Below are 21,174 nucleotides of genomic sequence, written 5' to 3'. Positions count from 1 at the left end.
CTCAGTGGACCAGCGACGCCCCGCGCTGCGTGGTCACGAAGCCGACGGCGCGTTCAACCACGCCCTTGTCGGCCAGAATGCGGCGATGGCCAAGCCCATCGGCCCAGTGAAGCCGCACATGGTCGCCTGCGCCGGCATAGCGTCGTGCGTGTTCAGCCGGCACTTCACGGTCATCGGGGGCATGAATGACCAGCGTCGGCACGGGTGCCTGGGCGAGCTGGCGGTCACCGGTGAATTCATGCAGTGGCCGGCCGGAGAGATATTCGACACGGTCGGCCATGGCGACCTGCGAGCGTGGACCGACATTCAGCATGCGGCTGAAGTCAGCGAAGATTGCCGGCAGCGAGCTTGGTGCCGCGATCAGCACGAGGCGTGCGGCCGCCAGCGGCGGGATGTCCTTGACGGAACCGGCAAGGGCGTTGGCGGCAACGGCGCCGCCGAAGGAATGACCGACGGCGGCCACGAACGGCCCGAACCATTCGCCGGCCACTCTTGCTGCTTCGACAGCGTTGACCATGTTCAGGTGCCTGCCCTGCGAATGGCCGTGACCGGGAAGGTCGAGCGAGACGACCCTATGGCCGGCAGCGCGAAAACCTTCGATCAAGACGCGCATATATTCGGTACGCGAGCGCCAGCCATGGATGACGAGGACGGTGCCGGCAGGCTCGCGGCCGGGCTCGGGACGAAATTCATGCAGCACGACGCAGCCGGTCGCGGTTTTCAGCCGGTGATGCCGCGCCTCGGCCATGAACTCCGCGGCGCGGTCGATGGCGCGACGCTCGCCGTCGGTCAATGTCTTGGCGCTTGGCGTACGGCAGAACAATTCGAAAGCCGCGCGTCCGGTGATGCGCGGCGCGACATGTTCGGCCGCACCAAACACACCTCGGATGACCTTCAGCCCGAATGATGCCATAGTCAGAATCCATCCATACGTTCAAGCATGAACATAATAGTTCAAAGATGAACAATAAACAAGAGCTACCCTGGGACAACCCGCGTTTTCGCAACTGGGTCGCGGTGGCGCGCGCGTGCCATGTGCTGGAACGCACGCTGGCGGTGAAACTCGCGCCGCTCGACCTGAAGCCGGCGCAGCTCGACGTGCTGATGAACCTCTATCGCCATCCCGGCATGTCGCAGCACGATCTTGCCCGCAAGCTGCTGGTCGGCCGCTCCAACATCACCATGCTGCTGCCGCAGCTCGAAGCGCGCGGCCTGCTGCGTCGGGAAGGCGATGAGAAGGACAAGCGCATCTTGCGGCTTACGCTGACCGAAGGCGGCGAGGCGCTGCTGATGCAGGCGCTGAAAGTGCATATGGCGCTGATCGAGAAGGCGATGAGCCAGTCGACGCCGGAACAATGCGACATGATCGGCGAGCAGATGCGCAAGATCTATGACGTGCTGAACGAGGCGTGATCGGCCTTTGCGCCCCTCAACTCACTACCACATCGATTTTTTAGCCCGCTCCGGCCATTCCCTGTCGTAGGTTTCGCCGTCGATATTCTTGCGGCTGGTGATTTCCAGGATATTTCCGGGTGTCGGCAGCGATTTCGGATCGACATGCCTCTCCGGATTCCACAGTTCCGACCGCACGATCGCCCGGGCGCACTGGAAATAGACCGAATCAACATCGATCACCGTGACCGAACGCGCCGGCTTGCCGTCGACCATGAACGACGCACACAACGCTGCATCCGTGGTGATATGCGCCCGGCCATTGATGCGGAGCGTCGTGCCGGAGCCCGGCACCAGGAACAGCAGGCCGACGCGCGGGTCGCGGATGATGTTCTTCAACGAATCGGCACGGTTGTTGCCGCGCCGGTCCGGCATCATCAGCGTTTTCGCATCGACGATACGCACGAAGCCCGCGAGATCGCCGCGCGGCGAACAGTCCAGCCCCTCCGGACCGCCGGTCGCGAGCGCGACGAAAGGGGACGCTTCGATAAAGGCGGCGTATTCGGGAATGACATGGTCGAGTTCCTTGACCACGGAGGCTTCGCCGGGCAGTCCGTAAAGGGCTTCGAGTTGTTCGACTGTGGTGATGACCGACATCTTCCGTCTCCCGATCCGCCGCCCCTACGCCCAACACGTGACCTTTTGACGACGCAATGGCGGCTAACGATCGCGGCTCAGGCCCTTCTCGGCGAGCTCCGCGAGATAGACGCTCCAGCGTGCGTCCCTCTCGTGGCCGAGCGTGTGCAGGTAATTCCAGGTGAAGATGCCGGTGTCATGGAAATCATCGAAGGTGATGCGCACGGCGTAATTGCCGACGGGTTCGATCTTCAGGATGGCCACATTGCGTTTGCCGGGAACCGTCACCCTTTGTTCCGGCGAATGGCCCTGCACTTCCGCCGAAGGCGACGCCACGCGCAGCAATTCCGCCGGCAGTTCGAACGGCTGGTGGCCCGGAAACGTCACGGTGAGCAACTTGCGGTCCTTGGAGACCCTCAGTTCTTTCGGCGCCGTCATGGTCGATCCTGCTTGAATTCCCCTTCCCTACGCTGCTTCGCTCCGTACGCAAAGGCGCCAACGGCGTCCGACACGCAATGTCGGTCGGGGAATGTTACCAAAGATCAAGGCAAGCTATCTTGAATGGCGGGCTGGATCGTATCACATAGCTGTATATAACGACGCCGTTAACGGCCACGGAAACGCTCGAACATGAATATGATCGACCCCTTCGGTCGCACGATCAGCTATCTCAGAGTGTCGGTCACCGACCGCTGCGATTTCCGCTGCACCTATTGCATGGCCGAGGATATGGCCTTCCTGCCCAAGAAGGACCTGCTGTCGCTGGAAGAACTCGACCGGCTCTGCACCGTGTTCATCGAAAAGGGTGTCAAACGGTTGCGCCTCACCGGGGGTGAGCCGCTCGTGCGCAAGAACATCATGCACCTGGTGCGCCAGCTTTCGCGGCACCTTGAAAGCGGCGCGCTGGAAGAACTGACGCTGACCACCAACGGCTCGCAGCTTTCGCGCTTCGCCGCCGAACTCGCCGATTGTGGTGTCAAGCGCATCAACGTTTCGCTCGATACGCTCGATGCCGACAAGTTCCACGCCATCACGCGCTGGGGCCATCTCGGCAAGGTCATGGCGGGCATCGACGCTGCTCAGGCGGCCGGATTGAAAGTCAAGCTCAACGCGGTGGCGTTGAAGGATTTCAACGACGTCGAACTGCCCGAGATGATGCGCTGGGCGCATGGCCGCGGCATGGACCTGACCGTCATCGAGACCATGCCGATGGGCGAGATCGACGCCGACCGCACCGACCAATATCTGCCGCTGTCGCTGCTGCGCGCTTCGCTTGAGCGCCAGTTCACGCTGACCGACATCCCCTTCAAGACCGGTGGCCCGGCCCGCTATGTCCATGTCGCCGAAACCGGCAGAAAACTTGGCTTCATCACGCCGATGACGCATAATTTCTGCGAAAGCTGCAACCGCGTCAGGCTGACCTGCACGGGCACGCTCTATATGTGCCTTGGCCAGGAAGATGCAGCCGATCTGCGCGCGCCGTTGCGCGCGTCCGAAGGCAACGAACTTGTCGCTGACGCCATAGACGAAGCCATCGGCCGCAAGCCGAAAGGTCATGACTTCATCATCGACCGCCGCACCAGCCGCCCTTCGGTGTCACGCCATATGAGTGTCACGGGCGGCTGACCTTCTCGTCTGTCCGTGCAAGAATTGCCCCGCAATCATCGGCTTCGGGGCAAACATGCGGTGGCTCTGTTCAATCGTGACATTTCTCGCCGTGATATCGGCGAACACCGCTGTTGCCGGGCGATCCACCTACGTGAACGAGCGCTTCGGCACCGTCTGCACCTTTCCCGACGATATCTTCACCGACCGCCAGCCCGAGCCTGAAAATGGCGACGGCCAGGTGTGGCTGAGCGCGGACGGCGCCAGCCTGACATGCTCCGGCATATCCAATGTCGATAACGACACGCCGAAGGGATTCATTGCCGACGAAAAGGCGAGCAGCGAGCCAGGGTACGAAGTCACCTACAGCAAGGCCGGCAAGGACTGGGCGGTGCTGTCGGGCGTGAAGGATGGAAAGATCTTTTATGAGCGGCGGCTGTTTGGCAGGGATGGCGTCATCCGCACGGTCTGGATCGATTATCCGCCGGCGTTGAGATCGAAATATGACCCGTTGGTGGGAGCCATCGCCGGCAGCCTCAAGGGGCCATGAGCCGTAAGTGGCCATGAGCATTTTAGCCACACCGCAAACAAATCTTTGTCCGCGAATATCCGTCTGATTTACTGGTGACGGTTTCCCGCCTAGCCTCCGTTCCGTAGCGGTTCATCGCTTTCTCGGGGGATTGCATCATGCGCGAACTTCTTCTTTCCTTCGCCTTGCTCGGCCTGGCCGCCCTGCCCGCGGCTGCCCAGTCGATCGGCGGCACTTACACCGTCGCCGGCACCAATTTCGACGGTTCGGCCTATGACGGCGAAGCCACCATCACGCTGACCAGCGGGACCACCTGCGCGATCCATTGGGAGACGGGCGGCTCGTCTTCGGATGGCATCTGCATGCGCAACGACAATGCATTCTCCGCCGGCTACGTCATGGGCAAGGATATCGGCCTCGTCGTCTACAAGGTCGAGGATGACGGGTCGCTGCATGGCCTGTGGACCATCGCCGGCAAGGACGGCAACGGCACTGAGGTGCTGACGCCGAAGAAATAGACGTCGCCTCGGCTGTACAAGTGTCGGGAGGCGACGCCGCCTTCCGACCTGCCTGATCCAGGATGATTTCATGCCAGCGAAGATGGGTATCCGGTGCTGGCCCAGCCCTTTGCCATTGCTGTTTCGTGGCGGGCTGTTACAGGCTTGCTTGCCAAAGCAACCGGTAGATGTCTTGCCCCTTTCCCCAAATCTTCGCGGCGCGTTGTTCATGGTGGTGGCGATGGTTGGCTTCACGCTCAACGACGCCATTACCAAATACTCTTCACAGTCGATGAACATGGCGCAGGTCATGCTGATCAGAGGGGCATTCGCCTCGCTCTTCGTCGGCCTGCTGGCCTGGCAACGCGGCGCGCTTTTCCAGCCTCGCCTGGTGCTGCAGCCATTGGTGGCGATTCGGGTGCTGAGTGAAGCGGGCGCTACCGTTTCCTTCCTGGTTGCGCTCGCGCATTTGCCGATTGGCAATATCTCGGCCGTCCTGCAAGCGCTGCCGCTGGCGGTGACGATGGGCGCGGCGCTGTTTTTCGGCGAAACGGTCGGCTGGCGGCGCTGGCTGGCGATCGCTATCGGTTTTGCCGGGGTTATGATCATCGTGCGGCCGGGTTTCGAGGGCTTCAGCGTTTACTCGCTGGTGGCGCTAGCATCCGTCGGGTGCTGCACGGTGCGGGACCTCGCCACCAAACGCATCCCCCAGGCCATCCCGACGATGCTGGTCTCGACCGCCACCGCGCTTGCCATGACCGTCGTCGGTGCATTCCTGTTGACGCCGATGGGTGGCTGGACCCCGATGACCGGCAAAAGCACGGCGCTGCTGGCACTGGCCGCGGTGCTGGTGCTGATCGGCTATCAATTCATCATCATGGCGATGCGTTCGGGCGAAATCTCCTTCATCGCGCCGTTTCGCTACACCGCGCTCCTCTGGTCGATCCTGCTTGGCTTGATCATCTTCGGTGACGTGCCGGACATGCCGATGATCGCCGGTGCGGCAATAGTCGTCGGCTCGGGTCTCTATGCGCTTTATCGCGAGCGCGTCGTCGGCCGGCGAAGGATCGTCGCTGAAAGCACCGGGCCGGCCATGGCGCCGGACGGAATCTAGCCGCGCCCGTGAAGTCGCTTGCGATTTCACGGGGCTGGCGTACAGGCTGGGCAGAATGAATCGGGATGTCGCAGGGATCATTCTGGCCGGTGGCCAATCGAGACGGATGGGCGGTGGCGATAAAAGCCTGTTGCCGCTTGGCGGCGGCTGTGTGCTTGACCAGATCCTGTCGCGGTTTGGCCCGCAGTTCGAGACGCTGGCGCTTAGCGCCAATGGCGACCCGGCACGGTTCGCCCATTTCGGGCTGCCGGTCCTTGCCGATACCGTCCAAGGCTTTGCCGGGCCGCTTGCCGGAATCCTCACCGGCCTCGAATGGGCCGCTGCCGGCACGCCGTGCACTGCGATCGTCACCGCTGCCGGCGACACGCCTTTCTTGCCGCTGGATCTCGTCGATCGTCTGGCGGCGGCAGCCGGTCAACGTCCCGGTTCGATCGCGGTCGCTTTCTCGGCAGGCAGGCGGCACCCGACCTTCGCGCTATGGCCGGTCGGATGCCGCGACGCCTTGCGGCATTTCCTGGTCGATGAGCACAACAAGCGGGTTTCGGCCTTCATCGACCAGCATGGCCATGTCGAGGTCGAATTCCCGATCCTGCAATCCGCCGGGCAATCCATCGACCCTTTCTTCAACATCAATGTGCCGGACGATCTTGCCCAGGCCGCGCGCCTGTTGCAGAGCATGACGTCATGAACAGACGCGTCTTCGGCATCACCGGCTGGAAAAACTCCGGCAAGACCACACTGACCGAGAAGTTAGTTGCCGAGCTCGTGCGGCGCGGCTGGAAGGTATCGACGGTCAAACACGCCCACCATGATTTCGACATCGACAAGCCAGGCGCGGACAGCTTCCGTCATCGCCAGGCCGGGGCCACCGAGGTTGCGATCGTGTCCGGCAATCGTTGGGCGTTGATGCACGAGTTGCGTGGCGAGGACGAGCCGCCGCTGGACGCCATCCTCTCGCGGCTCGCCCCAAGCGACATCGTGCTGGTGGAAGGCTACAAGCGCGAACCTCACCGCAAGATCGAAACGAGGCGACTGGAAGCAAAGGACCGGACGCCGCTTGCGACCGGTGATCCCAATATTGTCGCCGTCGCCACGGATTTCGCCATCACCGGCCAGAGCTTGCCGGTGTTCGACCTCGACGACGCAAAATCCATAGCCGACTTCATCGAGCGCACCACCGGCCTCGTTGCTTGAGAAGTAACGTAACGGCAGAAGCCCATTGCCGATTTTGGCGGTTTTGCAGTTGCTTTTTTCTTGGAAAGAGTGGGAGTATCGCGTCAGCGGGCGGTCAAAAGCACCGCCCCACAGAGCCGTTTCGGAACGACGGCCGGGACCATAAAGAGAGGACTATCATGCGTATTGCACTGCGTATCGCGCTCGCCGCATCGGCTGCGCTGCTGACGCTCGGCGTAGCCCAGGCCCAGGAAAAGACGCTGAGGATCGGCACCGAGGGCGCCTACCCCCCATTCAACAACCTCACCGCCGATGGCCAGCTTGTCGGCTTCGACATCGACATCGCCAAGGCGCTTTGCGATGAGATGAAGGTCAAGTGCACCTTCGTCGCCCAGGATTGGGACGGCATCATTCCCGCGCTTCAGGCCGGCAAGTTCGACGCCATCGTCGCCTCGATGTCGATCACGCCGGAGAGGAAGGAGAAGGTCGACTTCTCGCACAAATACTACAACACGCCGTCCGCAATCGCCGTGCCGAAGGATTCGCCTCTGAAGGGCGTGACCAAGGAAGACCTCGCCGGCAAGAACATCGGTGTGGCCACCACGACGACGCATTTCAACTATGCCTCGAAGACCTACACCGACAGCACCGTCAAGGGCTATCCGAGCAGCCCCGAAGAGCAGGCAGATCTTGCCAATGGCCGTCTCGACGCCATCGAGGACGATATCGTCGTGCTGCAGCAGTGGCTTGATTCCCCTGACGGCGCCTGCTGCAAGATCCTCGGCCAGCCCTCGCCGCAACCGGTCGAAATCTTCGGACCCGGCGCTGGCATCGCCGTTCGCAAGGGCGATACCGACTTGGTCAACAAGCTGAATTCCGCCATAGACGCCATCCGCGCCAATGGAAAATATAAGGAAATCAACGACAAGTACTTCAAGTTCGACGTCTACGGCGCCGAGTCCTGATAGTCTATTGCCAAGGCGGCAGGGGTCCCCTGCCGCCTTGTTCATCTCGGGTGCGCCGTGGGGTAAGACCAGTCAATGCCAGCCCAAAGCATATGGACACTGCTGAGTTGGGGACCCGAAGGCTGGAGTGACGATATTGCCTATGGCGCGTTGGTCACCATCGCGCTTGCCCTTGCCACGCTGCCGATCGGCCTGACGATCGGCTTTTTCGTAGCTTGGGCCAAGCAGTCCGAAGAACCGTCGCTGCGGGTGGCCGCCAACATCTACACCACCGTGTTTCGCGGCCTGCCGGAACTGGTGACGCTGTTCCTGTTCTTCTTCGGCATGCCCATCCTGCTGCAATACGTCATCCGCCTCTTCAAGCCCGAGGCGACGATCGACGTCGACAGCTTCATCGCGGGCATGATCGTGCTGTCGCTGATCTTTTCCTCCTATGCCAGCGAGGTGTTTCTTTCCGCTTTTCGCGCCATCCCCAAGGGCCAGTATGAGGGCGGCTACGCGATCGGCCTGTCGACATGGCTGAACATGCGCAAGGTGATCCTGCCTCAGCTGCTGCGCATCGCCTTTCCCGGCCTCGAGAATTGCTGGCTCAGCCTTCTCAAGGACACCGCCCTGGTCTCGGTCGTCAACCTCGCCGAAACCTTGCGCAACGCCGGCGTGGCGGCGCGTGTCACAAAACACGCCTTCCTGTTCTACAGTGTTGCCGCCCTGGTTTTCCTCGCTCTGGCGATCCTGTCATCGATCGCGACCGGGTTCATCTTGCGCTCGCTGGGGCGGAGGGAGGCACGATGAGCGTCAGTCAAGCCATCTCCATCGACCGGCCGCCGCCGCGGGCACGCGGCTGGCCGCGCACCCGTATCGTCGGATACGCGCTCGTCGGCCTCTGGATTCTCTTCGGCCTCGGTATCCTCACCTATCTCATCTACGCCTGGAATGGTGAGTTCTTTGCCAGATATGCGCCGGCCTATCTGCAGGGCCTATGGACCACGCTGTCGCTCGTTGCGATTTCGATGGTGGTCGGCGCGATCTTTTCGTTGCCCGTCACCTATGGCCGCATGTCGAAGAGCCGCTTCCTGTCCGGCCTCGCCTACTGCTACGTCTACTTCTTCCGCGGCACGCCACTGCTGGTCCAGGTCTACCTTGTCTACTATGGCTTGGGCTCTTTCCGGCTGCAGCTTGAATCCGTCGGGTTGTGGTGGTTCTTCCGCGAGGCCTTCAACTGTGGCGTCTTCGCCTTCGCGCTCAACACCGCGGCCTATCAGGCCGAGATCCTGCGCGGCGCCATCGAAAGCGTACCCAGGGGTCAATGGGAAGGAGCCGCTTCGCTCGGCCTGCACAAGCTGCAGACGCTGCGCAAGGTTGTCCTGCCGCAGGCGTTCATCGTTGCCTTGCGCCCCTATGGCAATGAACTGGTTCTGATGATCAAGGCCTCGGCCATCGTCGCCATCATCACGGTCTATGACCTCATGGGCAATGCGAAGCTCGCCTACGCCAAATCCTTCGACTTCCAGGCCTATGTCTGGGTCGCCATCGTCTACCTGGTGATGGTCGAGATCCTGCGCCATGGCGTCGAATGGATCGAGCGCCGGATCACCATCCATCTGCATCGCTGACGCATCGCCGAACCGTTCCTGATCGGCCTGTGCCAGTCGATGGGGCGGTGCGCGCCTTGACGAATTCGTCGCATGGCCTAGAGCTTCCGCAACTGAAATCTCTGTTTCGCCGGAAGGACAAGGCATGGCATCAGTGGCATTTCTCGGTCTTGGCGTCATGGGTTATCCCATGGCCGGACACCTGAAGAACAAGGGCGGCCACGACGTCACCGTCTACAACCGCACCCAAGCCAAAGCCGAACAATGGGTCGCTCAACATGGCGGCAACCTTGCCGCGACGCCTGCGCAGGCCGCCGAGGGCAAGGATTTCGTCTTTTCCTGCGTCGGCAATGACGACGATTTGCGCTCGGTGACCACAGGGTCCGAAGGCGCCTTCAACACGATGAAGAAAGGCTCGGTCTTTATCGACAACACCACGGCTTCGGCGGAAGTCGCGCGCGAACTGGCGGAAGCCGCGCAAGCAAGCGGGTTCTCATTCCTCGACGCGCCGGTCTCCGGTGGCCAGGCCGGCGCCGAGAATGGCGTGCTGACCGTGATGGTCGGCGGCGATGAGGCTGCGTTCGACAGGGCCAGGCCGGTCATCGACGCCTTTGCCCGCATGGTCGGACTGATGGGGTCGGCGGGTGCCGGCCAACTCACCAAGATGATCAATCAGATCTGCATCGCCGGATTGGTGCAGGGACTTTCGGAAGGTATCCATTTCGGCAAGAAGGCCGGGCTCGACATCGAAAAGGTGATCGAGGTGATTTCCAAGGGTGCGGCCGGCTCCTGGCAGATGGAAAACCGCCACAAGACCATGAATGCCGGCAAATATGATTTCGGTTTCGCTGTCGACTGGATGCGCAAGGACCTCGGCATCTGCCTGGCGGCGGCCGACCGCAATGGCGCCAGGCTGCCGGTGACCGCGCTAGTCGACCAGTTCTACAAGGATGTGCAGGCAATGGGCGGCAAGCGCTGGGACACGTCCTCCCTGCTGGCGCGGCTGGAGAAGTAGGCGACGATGCCCCTGCCCGCTCCAGCTTGGACCGCGCAGGACATTGTCGCGCATCTGCGTTCGATCGGAACCGAGGAAAACCGCGCCGGCATGGCGCGGTTCGGCATCAACACCGCGGCCGCGCTCGGTGTCGGCAATGCGGACTTGCGGCCCTTGGCACGCAAGGTGAAACGCAACCATGAACGGTCCCTCGCGCTATGGGACACAGGCATTCGCGAGGCGCGGCTGATGGCGGCCTTCACCGGCGAGCCGAAAAAGATCGCCATCGAAGAGTGCCGCCGCTGGGCCGGCGATTTCGATTCATGGGAGATCGTCGACACCGTCTCCGACTTGTTCGTGGATACGCCGTTCTGGCGTGAACTGGTCGAAGAGTTTGCGGCCGACGAGCGCGAATTCGTCCGCCGCACCGCCTTTGCCATGCTGGCATGGGCAGCCGTGCATCTGAAGAAGGAACCCGACGCGACGTTCCTGCCTTACCTGCCATTGATCGAATCCTATGCCGGCGATCAGCGGAACTTCGTCCGCAAAGCAGTCAATTGGGCGCTGCGGCAGATCGGCAAGCGATCGATGGGCCTGCATGCCCCCGCCCTTGCCCTGGCTCGAAAACTTGCGACCTCCCTGGACAAAACCGCCCGCTGGATCGGCAAGGACGCCGCCAAGGAACTGTCGGATGCCAAAACGCTTGAACGCCTCGCCGCCAGGAAAGTTTGACGGCGCCGATATCCTTTTCACCGAGGTGACATGGGCAACACGCGCCAGCTTCGAAACGTTGTTCGAGCAGCCGGGTGCGCCAAAATATTGCTGGTGCATGGCTTGGCGCCACGCCGGCCCCGAGCCCGCCCAGACCGACGAGAAGAAACGCCAGATGATGGCGCTCATCGATGCTGGCACGCCGGTCGGCATCCTCGCCCATATCGGCGGCAAGGCCGTAGCCTGGTGCTCGGTCGCGGCGCGAGAGACCTATCGTAAGCTACGAAGCAGCAGGACGACGGCGAGACAGGTGTGTGGTCGATCGTCTGCTTCTATGTGCCAAGGGCTTTGCGCGGCGGTGGCCTTGCTTCGGCATTGCTCGATGCTGCCATTGACCATGCCTTCGCCAATGGTGCGCGCATCATAGAAGCCTATCCGGTGGACGAGACCTCGCCGAGCTACCGTTTCATGGGCTTTCACGACATGTTTGCCGGCCGCGGTTTCCACGAGACCGGCATGGCCGGTTCTCGCCGATATGTGATGCGGCTCGAGCATTGACGCCACCGACAGCAGTGTCTTTACTTGCCCGCAAAGGATGCGGCCATGAACCATTTGAAGTCGATCATAGCGCTTGCGGCCGCGCTTGCCCTCTCCACCGCCGGCGCCTCGGCCGAGATCACGCACATCCTCTGGAAGAATTTGCGCCCGGTAACCCAGGCGGTCGCCGAAGACGCCGGCCTGCCGATGATCGCTGCGAAACTGCCGGATCACGGCGAGACGCTGTCAGTCGCCTTGCAGGACAAAACGATACAATTAGCCGGCTATGCATTGCCGGTCGATCGCGACGGCGATCTCGTTTATCAGTTCCTGCTGGTGCCCTGGACCGGCGCGTGCAGCCATATGCCGACGCCCCCTCCCAACCAGATCGTGCTGGTTACGCCTGCCCATCCCTACAAGATGTCGCAAGCCTACCAGCCTGTCGCCGTGACCGGTGACCTGAAGCCGGACATGGAGAAAAGCCAGTTGTTCATTCTCGACGGCGTCAGCGTCATCCAGTCCGGCTATACCGTACGCAAAGCCGATGTCGTGGGCGTCGACACGGTTCCGGACGCCGTCGTATTGCCGGTGAACTCGCCCTGGAGTTTCCTCAACAAGAAGAAGAATTGAACGGCGCGATCAGGCCGCGTTCGCGCCCGACTCCTTGTCCAGCACCATGTAGTCGAGCGGGATCTCGGTCGTGTACTTGATCTGCTCCATGGCGAAGGACGATGACACGTCCCGGATCTCGATCTTGGCAATCAGCCGTTTGTAGAAGGCGTCGTAGGCGGCGATGTCGGGCACCACGACGCGCAAGAGATAATCGACGTCGCCGCTCATGCGATAGAATTCGACCACCTCGGGAAATTCCTGAATGACCTCGGAAAACCGGCGCAGCCATTCATGGCTGTGCGAATTGGTGCGGATCGACACGAAGACGGTGACCCGCACATTGACCTTTTCGTGGTCGAGAATGGCGACCCGCCGCTTGATGACGCCCTCTTCCTCGAGCTTCTGGATGCGCCGCCAGCACGGCGTGGTCGACAGGCCGACCTTCTTGGCGACGTCGGCGACCGCAAGCGTTGCGTCCTCCTGCAGGAGGCGGAGAATTTTTCGGTCAAGGCGGTCCATCGGAAGCTCCTGGTGGAATGGTTTCGCTATATTCCCTTTTGTTTAGGCCATTCACAAGAAAGAAATTCTGCCACTCGCGTCAAAAGCGAGTGATTTCTTGCTTAATGCCTAGCCGAGGCGATAGCGGATTTCCGACCGCAGGAAAGGCAGCAAATCCATTTCAAACCAGGGATTCTGCTTCAACCAGCCAGTATTGCGCCAGGACGGATGCGGTAGCGGCAGCACTTTGGGGCCGACAGAATTCTCCCAGATGGCGCGCCAGTTCATCACCGTTTCCGTCAGCGAGGGGCGGCGCGCCGCGCCCATGTGCCAGGTCTGCGCATAGATGCCTATCGTCAGCACCAGATCGATCCGCGGCATCAGCGCCATCAAGGGCGAGCGCCAGGCCGGGGCGCACTCACGCCTCGGCGGCAGGTCGCCGCCCTTGGCGTCTTGTCCGGGAAAGCAGAATCCCATCGGCACGATGGCGAATTTCTCGATGTCGTAGAATTCGTCGCCGGTGACACCGAGCCAGTTGCGCAGGCGGTCACCGGAAGCGTCGGTGAATGGCATGCCCGACAGATGCACCTTGGTTCCCGGGGCCTGGCTGGCGATCAGGATACGGGCGCTGGACGAGGGTCGCAGCACCGGACGCGGCTCATGCGGCAGCGGTTTGCCGACGGGATTGTCGACGCAGATGCGGCAAGCGCGGACCGTCGCGGCGAGCCTGTCCAGTTCGACGCTCAAGCGGCGGCACTCGGCCGGCTCGAGACAGCCTGATGCCAACGCAGCACATTGGTGCATTCCTCTGGCACCTTGATGCGTGCCGGCTTCATGAAATCGATCGCGATCAGGCCGGTGATGTCAGCGATCGAATAGCTGTCGCCGGCGGCGAATTCACGGTTGCCGAGTTCAGCGTCCAGCAGCCTGAGAAACTCCACCGCCTTCGGCTTGTTGGCCTCGCCCCATTCGGGAATCTGCGGGATTTCCCATTCCTTCATGGCCGGATGGATGTGGCGGAAAGCCTGCGCGACGCTGCTGAGCAGGTTGAACTCCATCCGCCTCTGCCACATCTCGACCTGTGCCTTGCCAAGCGCGCCGCGCCCGAACAATGCCGGCTCGGGATAAAGCTCCTCGAAATAGCGGCAGATTGCGACGGATTCGGTGAGGATGGTGCCGTCATCGAGCTCCAGAACCGGCAGGCGCCGCAGCGGATTGCGCGAGCTGACCGACTGCTGCTTGTGTTCCAGCGCGCCCATGTCGACGGGCACCAACGGAACCGTGATCCCTTTTTCGGCGAGGAAAACGCGAACCCGCCGTGGGTTGGGCGCACGACCGCCGTCGAACAGCTTCATTTCGATCCTCCTTTTCTTTCCGCCAGACGCGATTCACCAGAAGCGAAATATCTCGCGCGCCGCGTCACCGATCGACGCCAGCGTGCCATGTTTTCGCTCCACGAGATCGCCGTGGTGGCTGTCGCGCCAGTCCTGCGGCTGGTCGAACGTGCCCGCCCAGATGCCAGCCCTTGCCGCGCGCGCCGTCGCTTCCTCGCCTTCGAAGTCGCCATAGGCGACGGCCCACCCCGCTTCGACCTGGGCGCGGTTGAGGTCGGTGCTGCCGGCCTTGCAGTCGCCAAGCAACCGGCCATAGCGATCGCGCTGCCAGCCGCTGCAGGTGACCGGCCTGCCGCCGATCAGGCGCACCAGTGATTGGCGCGCCAACGTGCCACAGGCATAATCGGCGCCGTTCTTGCGGCAGGTCTGGGTGTATTCCGGGGCGTCGATGCCGCGCATGCGGATGCGCTCGGTGCCGAGCGTGATCGAATCGCCGTCATTGATGATGGCGCTACCCTGCGTCTTGCGCGTCTCCACCCGATCGAGACGCGCCGCAAGCAGGATCAGCAGCCCCAGAATGATGACGGCCAGCCCGTAGTCCAGCAGCTTGCGCCACCGGCTTGTCGGGCGCGCTGCCGCGTGCCGCGGGCGCGACCTTGGCGACCAGGAACGGCTCATATGGCAAACGGTTGGTTAATCATTCGAACGTAGCTTAACACCTTGAAATCGCTGCGCGCATAAATTGAAGCTCTTGATGCCCTTGCAACGCTCGAACACAGCGGACAAGTTCATAGTGGACCGCAGGAAACGGCATCGCAACAGCGATGTCGCGCGCGCGGTGCGCAAGACGCGCGACCGTCTTTCGCAGCAGGCCGGCAATCCCGATTTCGACCGCGAACTGCTGAAGCTGCACGCCCGAGCCATGACAGGGGTGCCGTGGTCATCCCATTGTTCGTCCTGGCGATCGCCGCGGCCGGCCGTCTGGCCGGCGTCGGCAATGAGATCGGGCTCTGGGCGTTGTTTACGCTCACCTGCTATACGACAGTCGTCTTCATGGCGCGGCGCATCGAGCGTACGGAAGCTTCCGAGCTCAACTCATTGCAAACGCAAAGGGAATTCCTGGTCGGCCATTTCCTCTGCGGTCTGGGCTGGGCCTGGTTCGTCTGGCTGGGCTGCGGCGCCTGCGAGGTCGACCAGTTCCAGGTGATCAAGGCGGTGGTGCTGCTGTTTGCCATGGCAGGGACCGCTCTGATGGCCTCGTCCCTGAGCGGAGCGCTGCTGGCGACCTTCGCGGTTCCGGTGGCGCTCTACGCCTACGCCGCGGCCGAATCGTGGATGCCGGTCGAGGCGATCATGGCCGGGCTGCTTGTCCTGTCGCTGCCTTTCTTCACCTATATCGCCAGTCACCTCAATCGCTTCTCCCTGCTGCTCTTGTCATTCCGCTCCGAAAAGGACGCGCTGATCGCCGAAGTGGAGACGGCGAAATCGATGTCGGACGAGGCGCGGCGGCGGGCCGAGGACGCCAACCTGGCAAAATCGCGGTTCCTCGCTTCGATGAGCCATGAATTGCGCACGCCGCTCAACGCCATTCTCGGTTTTTCCGAGGTGATGGCGAACGAGGTGCTGGGCCCGATGAGCAATCCCACCTATCGCGACTACGCCCATGACGTGCATGATTCAGGCCAGCACCTGCTTGACCTGATCAACGAGATCCTCGACCTGTCGCGCATCGAGGCCGGCCGCTACCAGCTCAACGAGGAGCCGGTGATGTTGCTCAACATCGTCGAGGATTGCTGCCACATGATGGAGCTGAAGGCGCGCAACAAGGATATCCGCGTCGTCCAGGATTTCGAACAGACATTGCCTCGACTGTTCGCCGACGAGCGCGCCGTGCGCCAGATCGCGCTCAACCTTCTGTCCAACGCCATCAAATTCACCGCCACCGGCGGCGAGATCCGCGTGCGGGTCGGCTGGACGGCGGGCGGCGGCCAATATATTTCGATCAAGGACAACGGCCCCGGCATTCCCGAGGACGAGATTCCGGTCGTGCTTTCAGCCTTCGGCCAGGGGTCGATCGCCATCAAGAGCGCCGAGCAAGGCACCGGGCTTGGCCTGCCGATCGTGCAAGGGCTGCTCGCCATGCATGGCGGCGAGTTCGAGCTTCACTCCAAGCTGCGCGAGGGCACAGAGGCGATCGCCATCTTCCCGCTAAGCCGGGTGATGGAAGAACTGCCGGCGCTGCCGACCGCGGCGGTGGCCGCGCGGCGGCGGTAGCGGATTTTGTGAGTGCGTGGTGCGCTTAGCTCCGAACGGCCGCCGCCATGCCTGAACTGGTCAGTGCCGCTGCCTTGACCAGCCCGGCCGCCAGGGCCGCTCCCGCACCTTCGCCATGACCGATGCCGAGATCGAGCAGCGGACGCAGGCCGAGGTGCTCTGCGGCCCTCGCATGCGCCGGCTCCGGCGACAGGCTGGCGAGAAGGCAATGATCAAGCGCTGCGGGGTTCGCCGCATGCAGCACCACCGCGGCTGCCGTTGCCGCAAAGCCATCGAGCAGTACCGGTATCTGCTGCATCCGCGCGGCGAGGATTGCGCCGGCTATCGCCGCGAACTCGCGGCCGCCGACCCGGCGCAGCACCTCAAGCGGGTCTTCGAGATGGCGGCGGTGAAAGGCCAGCGCAGCTTCGACCACCTCTGCCTTGCGGGCCTGCATCGCCGCATCGGCGCCGGATCCCGGGCCGACCCAGTCGGCGCCCCTGCCGCCGAACAGCGCGGCGAACAGGGCGGCGGCGACGGTGGAATTACCGACGCCGAGATCGCCGAGGCAAAGCAGGTCGGTGCCGCCGGCAATCGCCTCCATGCCGAAGGCCATGGTGGCCGCGCATCCGCGCTCGTCAAGCGCGGCATCTTCCGTGATGTCGCCGGTCGGGATGTGCAGGGCAAGATCGAACACCTTCAGACCGAGGTCGTTGGCAATACAGATCTGGTTGATCGCCGCACCGCCGGCCGCGCAAAGCTCGACCGCGTTGGCGGTGGCCGCGACAGGCTTCGGCGAAATGCCATGCCTGACAACGCCGTGGTTGCCGGCAAAGACAGCCATCAAGGGCCTGGTCACGGCAGGCGGTGCGCGACCGCTCCATGCGGCAAGCCATGCGGCGATGTCCTCGACGCGGCCCAGCGAATTCCGAGGCTTGTCGGCCTTGGCAAACAGCGTGCGCACGCGCGCTTCAGCTTTGAGGTCGGCTGGCGGCAAATTGTCGAGCAGGTTGCGGAAATCGTCGAAAGGCAGTGCACTGGTCATGTCGTGACAATCGTTCCTGGAGTGGAGGAGCGGCATAGCCGCGTTGCGTGGTCGGCACAACCTCCCCGATCATCCTTCCTGACTTGCCGCAAAGGCGGCCAAGGAAGGCGTTATCGCGAGGGCTTGCATTGGCTTTGCCGTTGCACCATGTGGAGATGGAAGAGCGAATTCCGAATGGGATTCCTCCAGAGAAAGTCATGACGGCCATCGAATCTCCCTGCATCCTGGTCTGCTCGATCGATATGAAAACCGGCTTCTGCTTCGGTTGCGGCCGCACGCGCGAGGAGATCGGCGCCTGGATGGGAATGACGCCCGAAACACGCCGCGGCGTGATGGCCGAACTGGCGGCCCGGTTGGAAACCGTCGAGCGTCGGCCGCGCCGTGAAACGCGCCGCACCCGCATGTCGCGCGAACGCGACGCACTCTAGCGAGGGACGGATGAGCAGTCGGCTGTTCTGGACTGTGATGGCGGTGATCGGCGTGGGGGCAGCCCTGCTCATGCTCAACGATTCCGCCGGCAGCACGCTTGGCGTAGAGAATCACGATTTTGGCCGGCTGATCTGGCTGGGGGCTTTCGGCGCCCTTGTCGGCGCCGGTCTGCTGCGGTCGGCTTCGCTGGGAGTGATGGCCCGCAACCTCGGCGCATGGGCGGCTATCGTGCTCGCGCTGATCGCCGGCTACCAATACCGTTACGAGCTGCAGGACGTCGCCAGCCGCGTGACCGCGGGCCTCGTTCCCGGCAGTCCGCTTGCGCTCGGCGTCGAAGATGGTCACGCGACGGTGACCCTGGACAAGGCCGACAACGGTCACTTCGAGGCGCGCATCCTGGTCAACGGCAATCCGGTGCGGGCCGTTGTCGACACCGGCGCGACCAGCACCGTATTGACTTCGGAGGACGCTCAGGCCGCCGGCTTCAATCCGGCGGCGCTCAACTACACCATACCGGTTTCGACCGCCAACGGCATGGCGCGCGCCGCGGCGGTCAAGACCGACGAACTGGCAATCGGCGGCATCGTGCGCAAGGGTATGCCGGTGATGGTCGCCGCTCCCGGCATGCTGAGCCAAAGTCTGCTCGGCATGAACTTCATCGGCTCGCTGTCGGGTTTCGACGTCCGGCGCGACCGCATGATCCTCAGGGACTGAGGTTAGGCCGCTTCGGCGGCAGCTCCACCGAATTCGACCGCCGCGAAAGCGGTCCTCAGCACGTCCGGCCCGGCTCCAGGCCGGGTCGCGTCGGTGGAGAGGATCTGGCGGTAGCGGCGCGCGCCGGGCAGCCCGTGAAACAGCCCGACCATGTGGCGCGTGACATGGCCGAGCCTGCCGCCTTGTTCGATGTGGCGCCCTGCGTATTCCGCCATCGCATCGATCAGCGCCGCGAAATCGAACGCTTCCGGCCGCGCTCCGTAAAAGGCGGCGTCAACACCAGCCAGAATGCCCGGTGTGTGGTAGGCAGCGCGGCCGAGCATGGCGCCATCGACATGACCGAGATGCGTCAGCACCTCGTCAAGGGACTGAATACCGCCATTGATACCGATGAATTTGCTCGGTTTTCCGGCCTTCAGCCGATACACTCTGTCATAGTCGAGCGGCGGGATGTCGCGGTTTTCCTTGGGGCTGAGCCCTTCCAGCCACGCCTTGCGTGCGTGCACCCACAAGGCATCGGCGCCGGCATCGAAAACCCCATTCGCCAGCGTATCGAGCGCCGGCTCCGGATCCTGTTCGTCGACGCCGATGCGGCATTTGACCGCGACCGGCACCGTCACCGCCATTTTCATCGCGGCGACGCAATCGGCGACAAGGTCGGGTACTTTCATCAGGCAAGCCCCGAACGTGCCGGACTGGACGCGGTCGGACGGGCAGCCGACGTTGAGATTGATCTCGTCATAGCCGAAGGCCTCGCCAATGCGCGCCGCCTCTGCAAGTTTTGCGGGATCCGAGCCGCCAAGTTGCAGGGCGACGGGATGTTCCACCTCATCGAAGCCGAGCAGCCGCTCGCGTGCGCCATGGATGACGGCGTCGGCCACCACCATTTCGGTATAAAGCAGCGCACGGCTCGTCAACTGGCGATGGAAGAACCGGCAGTGCCGGTCCGTCCAGTCCATCATGGGTGCCACGGCCACTCTATGGTCTTGATTTTTCAGCATTTTTTCTTTAACATCAAATCGTTAGAACCTGCCGAGTGCACACGAATTCACGCCAGAATACGACCCTTTTCGCCACGTTTCGATCTCTCAGTGCACACGGAGCGCACACGAAGAAATGGCCACCTACACAAAGCTCTCGTCCGGTTCCTGGCGCGTCCAAGTCCGTCGCAAAGGCCGCTACGTCAGCGAGACCTTCCTGCGCCGAGACGACGCACGGCGCTGGGCGACAGAAACCGAGCGCCAAGTCGATCGCGGCGAGACGCCGACTAAGTCGCGTATAGCGCGCCTGAAAACTTTCGGCGAACTCATCGACCTTCATATCGACGACATGTGCGATGTAGGCAAGTCCCCTCGCCGCTCCAAGGCCGCAGCCCTCGATATGCTGCAAAGACATCTAGGGAAGTGCAACATTGCGGCTCTCGATCGCGAACGACTCATTCGTTTTGGTCGCGACCGGGCCGCCCAAGGTGCCGGTCCGATGACTCTCAGTATCGACATCGGCTTCGTAAAACTTGTCCTGTGTCATGCTGCCGCCGTTCACGGTCTACCGGTCAAGGTCGAGCCGGTTGATCTGGCGCGTATCGCCCTGAAGAGGCTTGGTCTCGTTGGGAAAGGCCATCAGCGCGACAGGCGACCGACGCAGGATGAACTCGATAGACTGATCGCTCACTTCGATGCAAACCCTCGTCAAATGGCGCCAGTTAGCCAAATCATACGTTTCGCCGTCGCAACCGCCATGCGCCAGGAGGAAATCTGCACGGCACGTTGGTCTGATTTGGAAACTCGCACGCGGATGCTTCTCATCCGTGACCGCAAAGACCCTCGGAACAAGAGCGGCAATAATCAGCGCATACCGCTGTTCGCGGCGACCCGTTACGACGCGTGGACCATTGTCGAGGAGCAGCGCGCTAAGCGAAGCAACGACGATGATCGAATTTTCCCGTTCAACCATCGGTCAGTCGGCACCGCCTTTCGCCGAGGGTGCGCTGACCTGGACATTCACGACCTTCATTTTCATGACTTACGGCACGAAGGGACAAGCCGCCTTTTCGAGGCTGGATTCACAATTGAACAGGTAGCTCTGGTAACGGGGCACAAGGACTGGAAAATGCTGAAACGGTACACGCACCTTAAGCCCGAGGCTCTTCACGCAGTGCTGGCGAACCGTGCTGCATAAAACGCGATGATGGACACCGTATTCGATCGATTGCAGTGGTGAGCCAAAACTTTAAACCAGACTACAAAACCGTGGGCAGGACTTCGAATCTCTTTGGGCGCGCCCTCCCTTCCAACTGATTTCCCGCGTCCGGGTTTTTTGCGCGACGCCTATGCAAGCAGACGTTCTGGCGACCACAGTCCCGTCCAGCTGATGCGCTCCTTAGCCATGGCCACTGTTGATCCTTCCGCGTCCAGCAGGTTCTCTCGCCCTTCAAAGTCATGTTCGCTTCAGGCCCTGGCGCTTGCATGGCGCCGGCGAGCCATCGCGGCTCGAGGAACGCGGCAAGTCCAGTCTCCGCTCCAAGGCAGCGACACAAGCAATCCT

Annotated in this window: 26 protein-coding genes and 1 pseudogene; 18 read left to right on the top strand and 9 right to left on the bottom strand. The window is 62.4% G+C overall.

Features of this window, described 5'->3' with window-relative positions:
• Position 1 precedes the first annotated feature (1 nt).
• Positions 2 to 913, bottom strand: coding sequence for an alpha/beta hydrolase (locus tag EJ077_RS16005; protein ID WP_208695212.1), 912 nt, complete (start codon positions 911 to 913; stop codon positions 2 to 4).
• A gap of 47 nt (positions 914 to 960) precedes the next feature.
• Between EJ077_RS16005 and EJ077_RS16000 the strand changes: the two genes are divergently transcribed.
• Complete coding sequence (locus EJ077_RS16000) at positions 961 to 1,413, top strand: MarR family winged helix-turn-helix transcriptional regulator (RefSeq protein ID WP_127279942.1); 453 nt, start codon at positions 961 to 963, stop codon at positions 1,411 to 1,413.
• A gap of 24 nt (positions 1,414 to 1,437) precedes the next feature.
• On the opposite strand, the gene EJ077_RS15995 is transcribed toward EJ077_RS16000, so the two are convergent.
• Positions 1,438 to 2,049, bottom strand: coding sequence for a pyridoxamine 5'-phosphate oxidase family protein (locus tag EJ077_RS15995; RefSeq protein WP_208695211.1), 612 nt, complete (start codon positions 2,047 to 2,049; stop codon positions 1,438 to 1,440).
• Between the two features lie 63 nt (positions 2,050 to 2,112).
• Positions 2,113 to 2,466: a gamma-butyrobetaine hydroxylase-like domain-containing protein gene (locus EJ077_RS15990; RefSeq protein ID WP_208695210.1), complete on the bottom strand. Its 354-nt coding sequence runs from the start codon at positions 2,464 to 2,466 to the stop codon at positions 2,113 to 2,115.
• Between the two features lie 192 nt (positions 2,467 to 2,658).
• Between EJ077_RS15990 and moaA the strand changes: the two genes are divergently transcribed.
• The 13 genes from moaA (at position 2,659) to EJ077_RS15925 (ending at position 12,375) form a co-directional block, all read left to right on the top strand.
• Positions 2,659 to 3,654 (top strand): GTP 3',8-cyclase MoaA, encoded by a 996-nt coding sequence (gene moaA, locus EJ077_RS15985; RefSeq protein ID WP_208695209.1) that lies wholly within the window; start codon positions 2,659 to 2,661, stop codon positions 3,652 to 3,654.
• A gap of 76 nt (positions 3,655 to 3,730) precedes the next feature.
• Entirely contained in the window at positions 3,731 to 4,183 is a 453-nt protein-coding gene (locus tag EJ077_RS15980) for a hypothetical protein (RefSeq protein ID WP_245458431.1), read from the top strand.
• A 137-nt stretch (positions 4,184 to 4,320) separates the two neighbouring features.
• Positions 4,321 to 4,680 (top strand): hypothetical protein, encoded by a 360-nt coding sequence (locus EJ077_RS15975; RefSeq protein ID WP_127279947.1) that lies wholly within the window; start codon positions 4,321 to 4,323, stop codon positions 4,678 to 4,680.
• 172 nt (positions 4,681 to 4,852) lie between these two features.
• Positions 4,853 to 5,773 (top strand): DMT family transporter, encoded by a 921-nt coding sequence (locus tag EJ077_RS15970; protein WP_208695207.1) that lies wholly within the window; start codon positions 4,853 to 4,855, stop codon positions 5,771 to 5,773.
• Positions 5,774 to 5,828: 55 nt separating this feature from the next.
• Positions 5,829 to 6,461 carry a molybdenum cofactor guanylyltransferase MobA gene (gene mobA, locus EJ077_RS15965; RefSeq protein ID WP_208695206.1) on the top strand — a complete coding sequence of 211 codons (633 nt, stop codon included), beginning with the start codon at positions 5,829 to 5,831 and terminating at the stop codon, positions 6,459 to 6,461.
• Positions 6,458 to 6,967: a molybdopterin-guanine dinucleotide biosynthesis protein B gene (gene mobB / locus EJ077_RS15960; protein ID WP_208695205.1), complete on the top strand. Its 510-nt coding sequence runs from the start codon at positions 6,458 to 6,460 to the stop codon at positions 6,965 to 6,967. The genes mobA and mobB overlap by 4 nt, the downstream gene beginning before the upstream one ends.
• A gap of 158 nt (positions 6,968 to 7,125) precedes the next feature.
• Positions 7,126 to 7,911, top strand: coding sequence for an ABC transporter substrate-binding protein (locus EJ077_RS15955; RefSeq protein WP_127872455.1), 786 nt, complete (start codon positions 7,126 to 7,128; stop codon positions 7,909 to 7,911).
• Between the two features lie 75 nt (positions 7,912 to 7,986).
• Positions 7,987 to 8,703: an ABC transporter permease gene (locus EJ077_RS15950; RefSeq protein WP_208695204.1), complete on the top strand. Its 717-nt coding sequence runs from the start codon at positions 7,987 to 7,989 to the stop codon at positions 8,701 to 8,703.
• Positions 8,700 to 9,524: an ABC transporter permease gene (locus EJ077_RS15945; RefSeq protein WP_208695203.1), complete on the top strand. Its 825-nt coding sequence runs from the start codon at positions 8,700 to 8,702 to the stop codon at positions 9,522 to 9,524. Before EJ077_RS15950 ends, EJ077_RS15945 begins: the two co-directional genes overlap by 4 nt.
• 124 nt (positions 9,525 to 9,648) lie before the next feature.
• Positions 9,649 to 10,518, top strand: a complete 870-nt coding sequence (locus tag EJ077_RS15940) for an NAD(P)-dependent oxidoreductase (protein ID WP_208695202.1) — start codon at positions 9,649 to 9,651, stop codon at positions 10,516 to 10,518.
• 6 nt (positions 10,519 to 10,524) lie between these two features.
• Positions 10,525 to 11,229, top strand: a complete 705-nt coding sequence (locus tag EJ077_RS15935) for a DNA alkylation repair protein (RefSeq protein WP_208695201.1) — start codon at positions 10,525 to 10,527, stop codon at positions 11,227 to 11,229.
• Between the two features lie 291 nt (positions 11,230 to 11,520).
• Positions 11,521 to 11,766 carry a GNAT family N-acetyltransferase gene (locus EJ077_RS32100; RefSeq protein WP_245458430.1) on the top strand — a complete coding sequence of 82 codons (246 nt, stop codon included), beginning with the start codon at positions 11,521 to 11,523 and terminating at the stop codon, positions 11,764 to 11,766.
• Positions 11,767 to 11,811: 45 nt separating this feature from the next.
• Complete coding sequence (locus tag EJ077_RS15925) at positions 11,812 to 12,375, top strand: DUF3299 domain-containing protein (RefSeq protein WP_208695200.1); 564 nt, start codon at positions 11,812 to 11,814, stop codon at positions 12,373 to 12,375.
• 9 nt (positions 12,376 to 12,384) lie between these two features.
• Here the strand turns inward: EJ077_RS15925 and EJ077_RS15920 are convergent, their stop codons facing one another.
• From EJ077_RS15920 to EJ077_RS15905, 4 genes are all read right to left on the bottom strand, one after another.
• Positions 12,385 to 12,876, bottom strand: a complete 492-nt coding sequence (locus EJ077_RS15920) for an Lrp/AsnC family transcriptional regulator (protein WP_006205209.1) — start codon at positions 12,874 to 12,876, stop codon at positions 12,385 to 12,387.
• 108 nt (positions 12,877 to 12,984) lie between these two features.
• Entirely contained in the window at positions 12,985 to 13,659 is a 675-nt protein-coding gene (locus EJ077_RS15915; RefSeq protein WP_208695199.1) for a uracil-DNA glycosylase family protein, read from the bottom strand.
• Positions 13,599 to 14,210 (bottom strand): glutathione S-transferase, encoded by a 612-nt coding sequence (locus EJ077_RS15910; protein ID WP_136092112.1) that lies wholly within the window; start codon positions 14,208 to 14,210, stop codon positions 13,599 to 13,601. The genes EJ077_RS15915 and EJ077_RS15910 overlap by 61 nt, the downstream gene beginning before the upstream one ends.
• Before the next feature lie 33 nt (positions 14,211 to 14,243).
• The gene (locus EJ077_RS15905; RefSeq protein ID WP_208695198.1) at positions 14,244 to 14,867 is read right to left on the bottom strand and encodes a thermonuclease family protein; all 624 of its coding nucleotides are present in this window, start codon (positions 14,865 to 14,867) and stop codon (positions 14,244 to 14,246) included.
• Between the two features lie 76 nt (positions 14,868 to 14,943).
• On the opposite strand from EJ077_RS15905, the pseudogene EJ077_RS15900 reads away from it, so the two are divergent.
• A pseudogene (locus EJ077_RS15900) lies at positions 14,944 to 16,463 on the top strand (sensor histidine kinase).
• Between the two features lie 25 nt (positions 16,464 to 16,488).
• On the opposite strand, the gene EJ077_RS15895 reads toward EJ077_RS15900, so the two are convergent.
• Positions 16,489 to 17,487, bottom strand: a complete 999-nt coding sequence (locus EJ077_RS15895; protein WP_208695197.1) for a nicotinate-nucleotide--dimethylbenzimidazole phosphoribosyltransferase — start codon at positions 17,485 to 17,487, stop codon at positions 16,489 to 16,491.
• 197 nt (positions 17,488 to 17,684) lie between these two features.
• On the opposite strand from EJ077_RS15895, the gene EJ077_RS15890 reads away from it, so the two are divergent.
• Together EJ077_RS15890 and EJ077_RS15885 are read left to right on the top strand one after the other, a co-directional pair.
• Complete coding sequence (locus tag EJ077_RS15890) at positions 17,685 to 17,915, top strand: DUF1289 domain-containing protein (RefSeq protein ID WP_208695196.1); 231 nt, start codon at positions 17,685 to 17,687, stop codon at positions 17,913 to 17,915.
• Positions 17,916 to 17,925: 10 nt separating this feature from the next.
• Complete coding sequence (locus EJ077_RS15885) at positions 17,926 to 18,630, top strand: TIGR02281 family clan AA aspartic protease (RefSeq protein ID WP_208695195.1); 705 nt, start codon at positions 17,926 to 17,928, stop codon at positions 18,628 to 18,630.
• Positions 18,631 to 18,632: 2 nt separating this feature from the next.
• Here EJ077_RS15885 and dusA read toward each other — a convergent pair whose 3' ends face one another.
• Complete coding sequence (dusA, locus tag EJ077_RS15880) at positions 18,633 to 19,631, bottom strand: tRNA dihydrouridine(20/20a) synthase DusA (protein WP_208695194.1); 999 nt, start codon at positions 19,629 to 19,631, stop codon at positions 18,633 to 18,635.
• Positions 19,632 to 19,746: 115 nt separating this feature from the next.
• On the opposite strand from dusA, the gene EJ077_RS15875 reads away from it, so the two are divergent.
• The gene (locus EJ077_RS15875; RefSeq protein ID WP_208695193.1) at positions 19,747 to 20,808 is read left to right on the top strand and encodes a site-specific integrase; all 1,062 of its coding nucleotides are present in this window, start codon (positions 19,747 to 19,749) and stop codon (positions 20,806 to 20,808) included.
• Positions 20,809 to 21,174 lie beyond the last annotated feature (366 nt).

The sequence above is a fragment of the Mesorhizobium sp. M8A.F.Ca.ET.057.01.1.1 genome, from assembly GCF_003952565.1.
Taxonomy (GTDB): domain Bacteria; phylum Pseudomonadota; class Alphaproteobacteria; order Rhizobiales; family Rhizobiaceae; genus Mesorhizobium.
Note: the sequence above shows the minus strand (reverse complement) of the source record. Positions and strands in the feature narration are given on the sequence as shown.

What these genes read in the sequence shown, in the direction of transcription:
- EJ077_RS16005 (WP_208695212.1), bottom strand. Translation starts at nt 913, where the DNA reads ATGGCATCATTCGGGCTGAAGGTCATCCGAGGTGTGTTTGGTGCGGCC.
- EJ077_RS16000 (WP_127279942.1), top strand. Translation starts at nt 961, where the DNA reads ATGAACAATAAACAAGAGCTACCCTGGGACAACCCGCGTTTTCGCAAC.
- EJ077_RS15995 (WP_208695211.1), bottom strand. Translation starts at nt 2,049, where the DNA reads ATGTCGGTCATCACCACAGTCGAACAACTCGAAGCCCTTTACGGACTG.
- EJ077_RS15990 (WP_208695210.1), bottom strand. Translation starts at nt 2,466, where the DNA reads ATGACGGCGCCGAAAGAACTGAGGGTCTCCAAGGACCGCAAGTTGCTC.
- moaA (WP_208695209.1), top strand. Translation starts at nt 2,659, where the DNA reads ATGAATATGATCGACCCCTTCGGTCGCACGATCAGCTATCTCAGAGTG.
- EJ077_RS15975 (WP_127279947.1), top strand. Translation starts at nt 4,321, where the DNA reads ATGCGCGAACTTCTTCTTTCCTTCGCCTTGCTCGGCCTGGCCGCCCTG.
- mobA (WP_208695206.1), top strand. Translation starts at nt 5,829, where the DNA reads ATGAATCGGGATGTCGCAGGGATCATTCTGGCCGGTGGCCAATCGAGA.
- mobB (WP_208695205.1), top strand. Translation starts at nt 6,458, where the DNA reads ATGAACAGACGCGTCTTCGGCATCACCGGCTGGAAAAACTCCGGCAAG.
- EJ077_RS15955 (WP_127872455.1), top strand. Translation starts at nt 7,126, where the DNA reads ATGCGTATTGCACTGCGTATCGCGCTCGCCGCATCGGCTGCGCTGCTG.
- EJ077_RS15950 (WP_208695204.1), top strand. Translation starts at nt 7,987, where the DNA reads ATGCCAGCCCAAAGCATATGGACACTGCTGAGTTGGGGACCCGAAGGC.
- EJ077_RS15945 (WP_208695203.1), top strand. Translation starts at nt 8,700, where the DNA reads ATGAGCGTCAGTCAAGCCATCTCCATCGACCGGCCGCCGCCGCGGGCA.
- EJ077_RS15940 (WP_208695202.1), top strand. Translation starts at nt 9,649, where the DNA reads ATGGCATCAGTGGCATTTCTCGGTCTTGGCGTCATGGGTTATCCCATG.
- EJ077_RS15935 (WP_208695201.1), top strand. Translation starts at nt 10,525, where the DNA reads ATGCCCCTGCCCGCTCCAGCTTGGACCGCGCAGGACATTGTCGCGCAT.
- EJ077_RS15925 (WP_208695200.1), top strand. Translation starts at nt 11,812, where the DNA reads ATGAACCATTTGAAGTCGATCATAGCGCTTGCGGCCGCGCTTGCCCTC.
- EJ077_RS15920 (WP_006205209.1), bottom strand. Translation starts at nt 12,876, where the DNA reads ATGGACCGCCTTGACCGAAAAATTCTCCGCCTCCTGCAGGAGGACGCA.
- EJ077_RS15915 (WP_208695199.1), bottom strand. Translation starts at nt 13,659, where the DNA reads ATGCACCAATGTGCTGCGTTGGCATCAGGCTGTCTCGAGCCGGCCGAG.
- EJ077_RS15910 (WP_136092112.1), bottom strand. Translation starts at nt 14,210, where the DNA reads ATGAAGCTGTTCGACGGCGGTCGTGCGCCCAACCCACGGCGGGTTCGC.
- EJ077_RS15905 (WP_208695198.1), bottom strand. Translation starts at nt 14,867, where the DNA reads ATGAGCCGTTCCTGGTCGCCAAGGTCGCGCCCGCGGCACGCGGCAGCG.
- EJ077_RS15895 (WP_208695197.1), bottom strand. Translation starts at nt 17,487, where the DNA reads ATGACCAGTGCACTGCCTTTCGACGATTTCCGCAACCTGCTCGACAAT.
- EJ077_RS15890 (WP_208695196.1), top strand. Translation starts at nt 17,685, where the DNA reads ATGACGGCCATCGAATCTCCCTGCATCCTGGTCTGCTCGATCGATATG.
- EJ077_RS15885 (WP_208695195.1), top strand. Translation starts at nt 17,926, where the DNA reads ATGAGCAGTCGGCTGTTCTGGACTGTGATGGCGGTGATCGGCGTGGGG.
- dusA (WP_208695194.1), bottom strand. Translation starts at nt 19,631, where the DNA reads ATGCTGAAAAATCAAGACCATAGAGTGGCCGTGGCACCCATGATGGAC.
- EJ077_RS15875 (WP_208695193.1), top strand. Translation starts at nt 19,747, where the DNA reads ATGGCCACCTACACAAAGCTCTCGTCCGGTTCCTGGCGCGTCCAAGTC.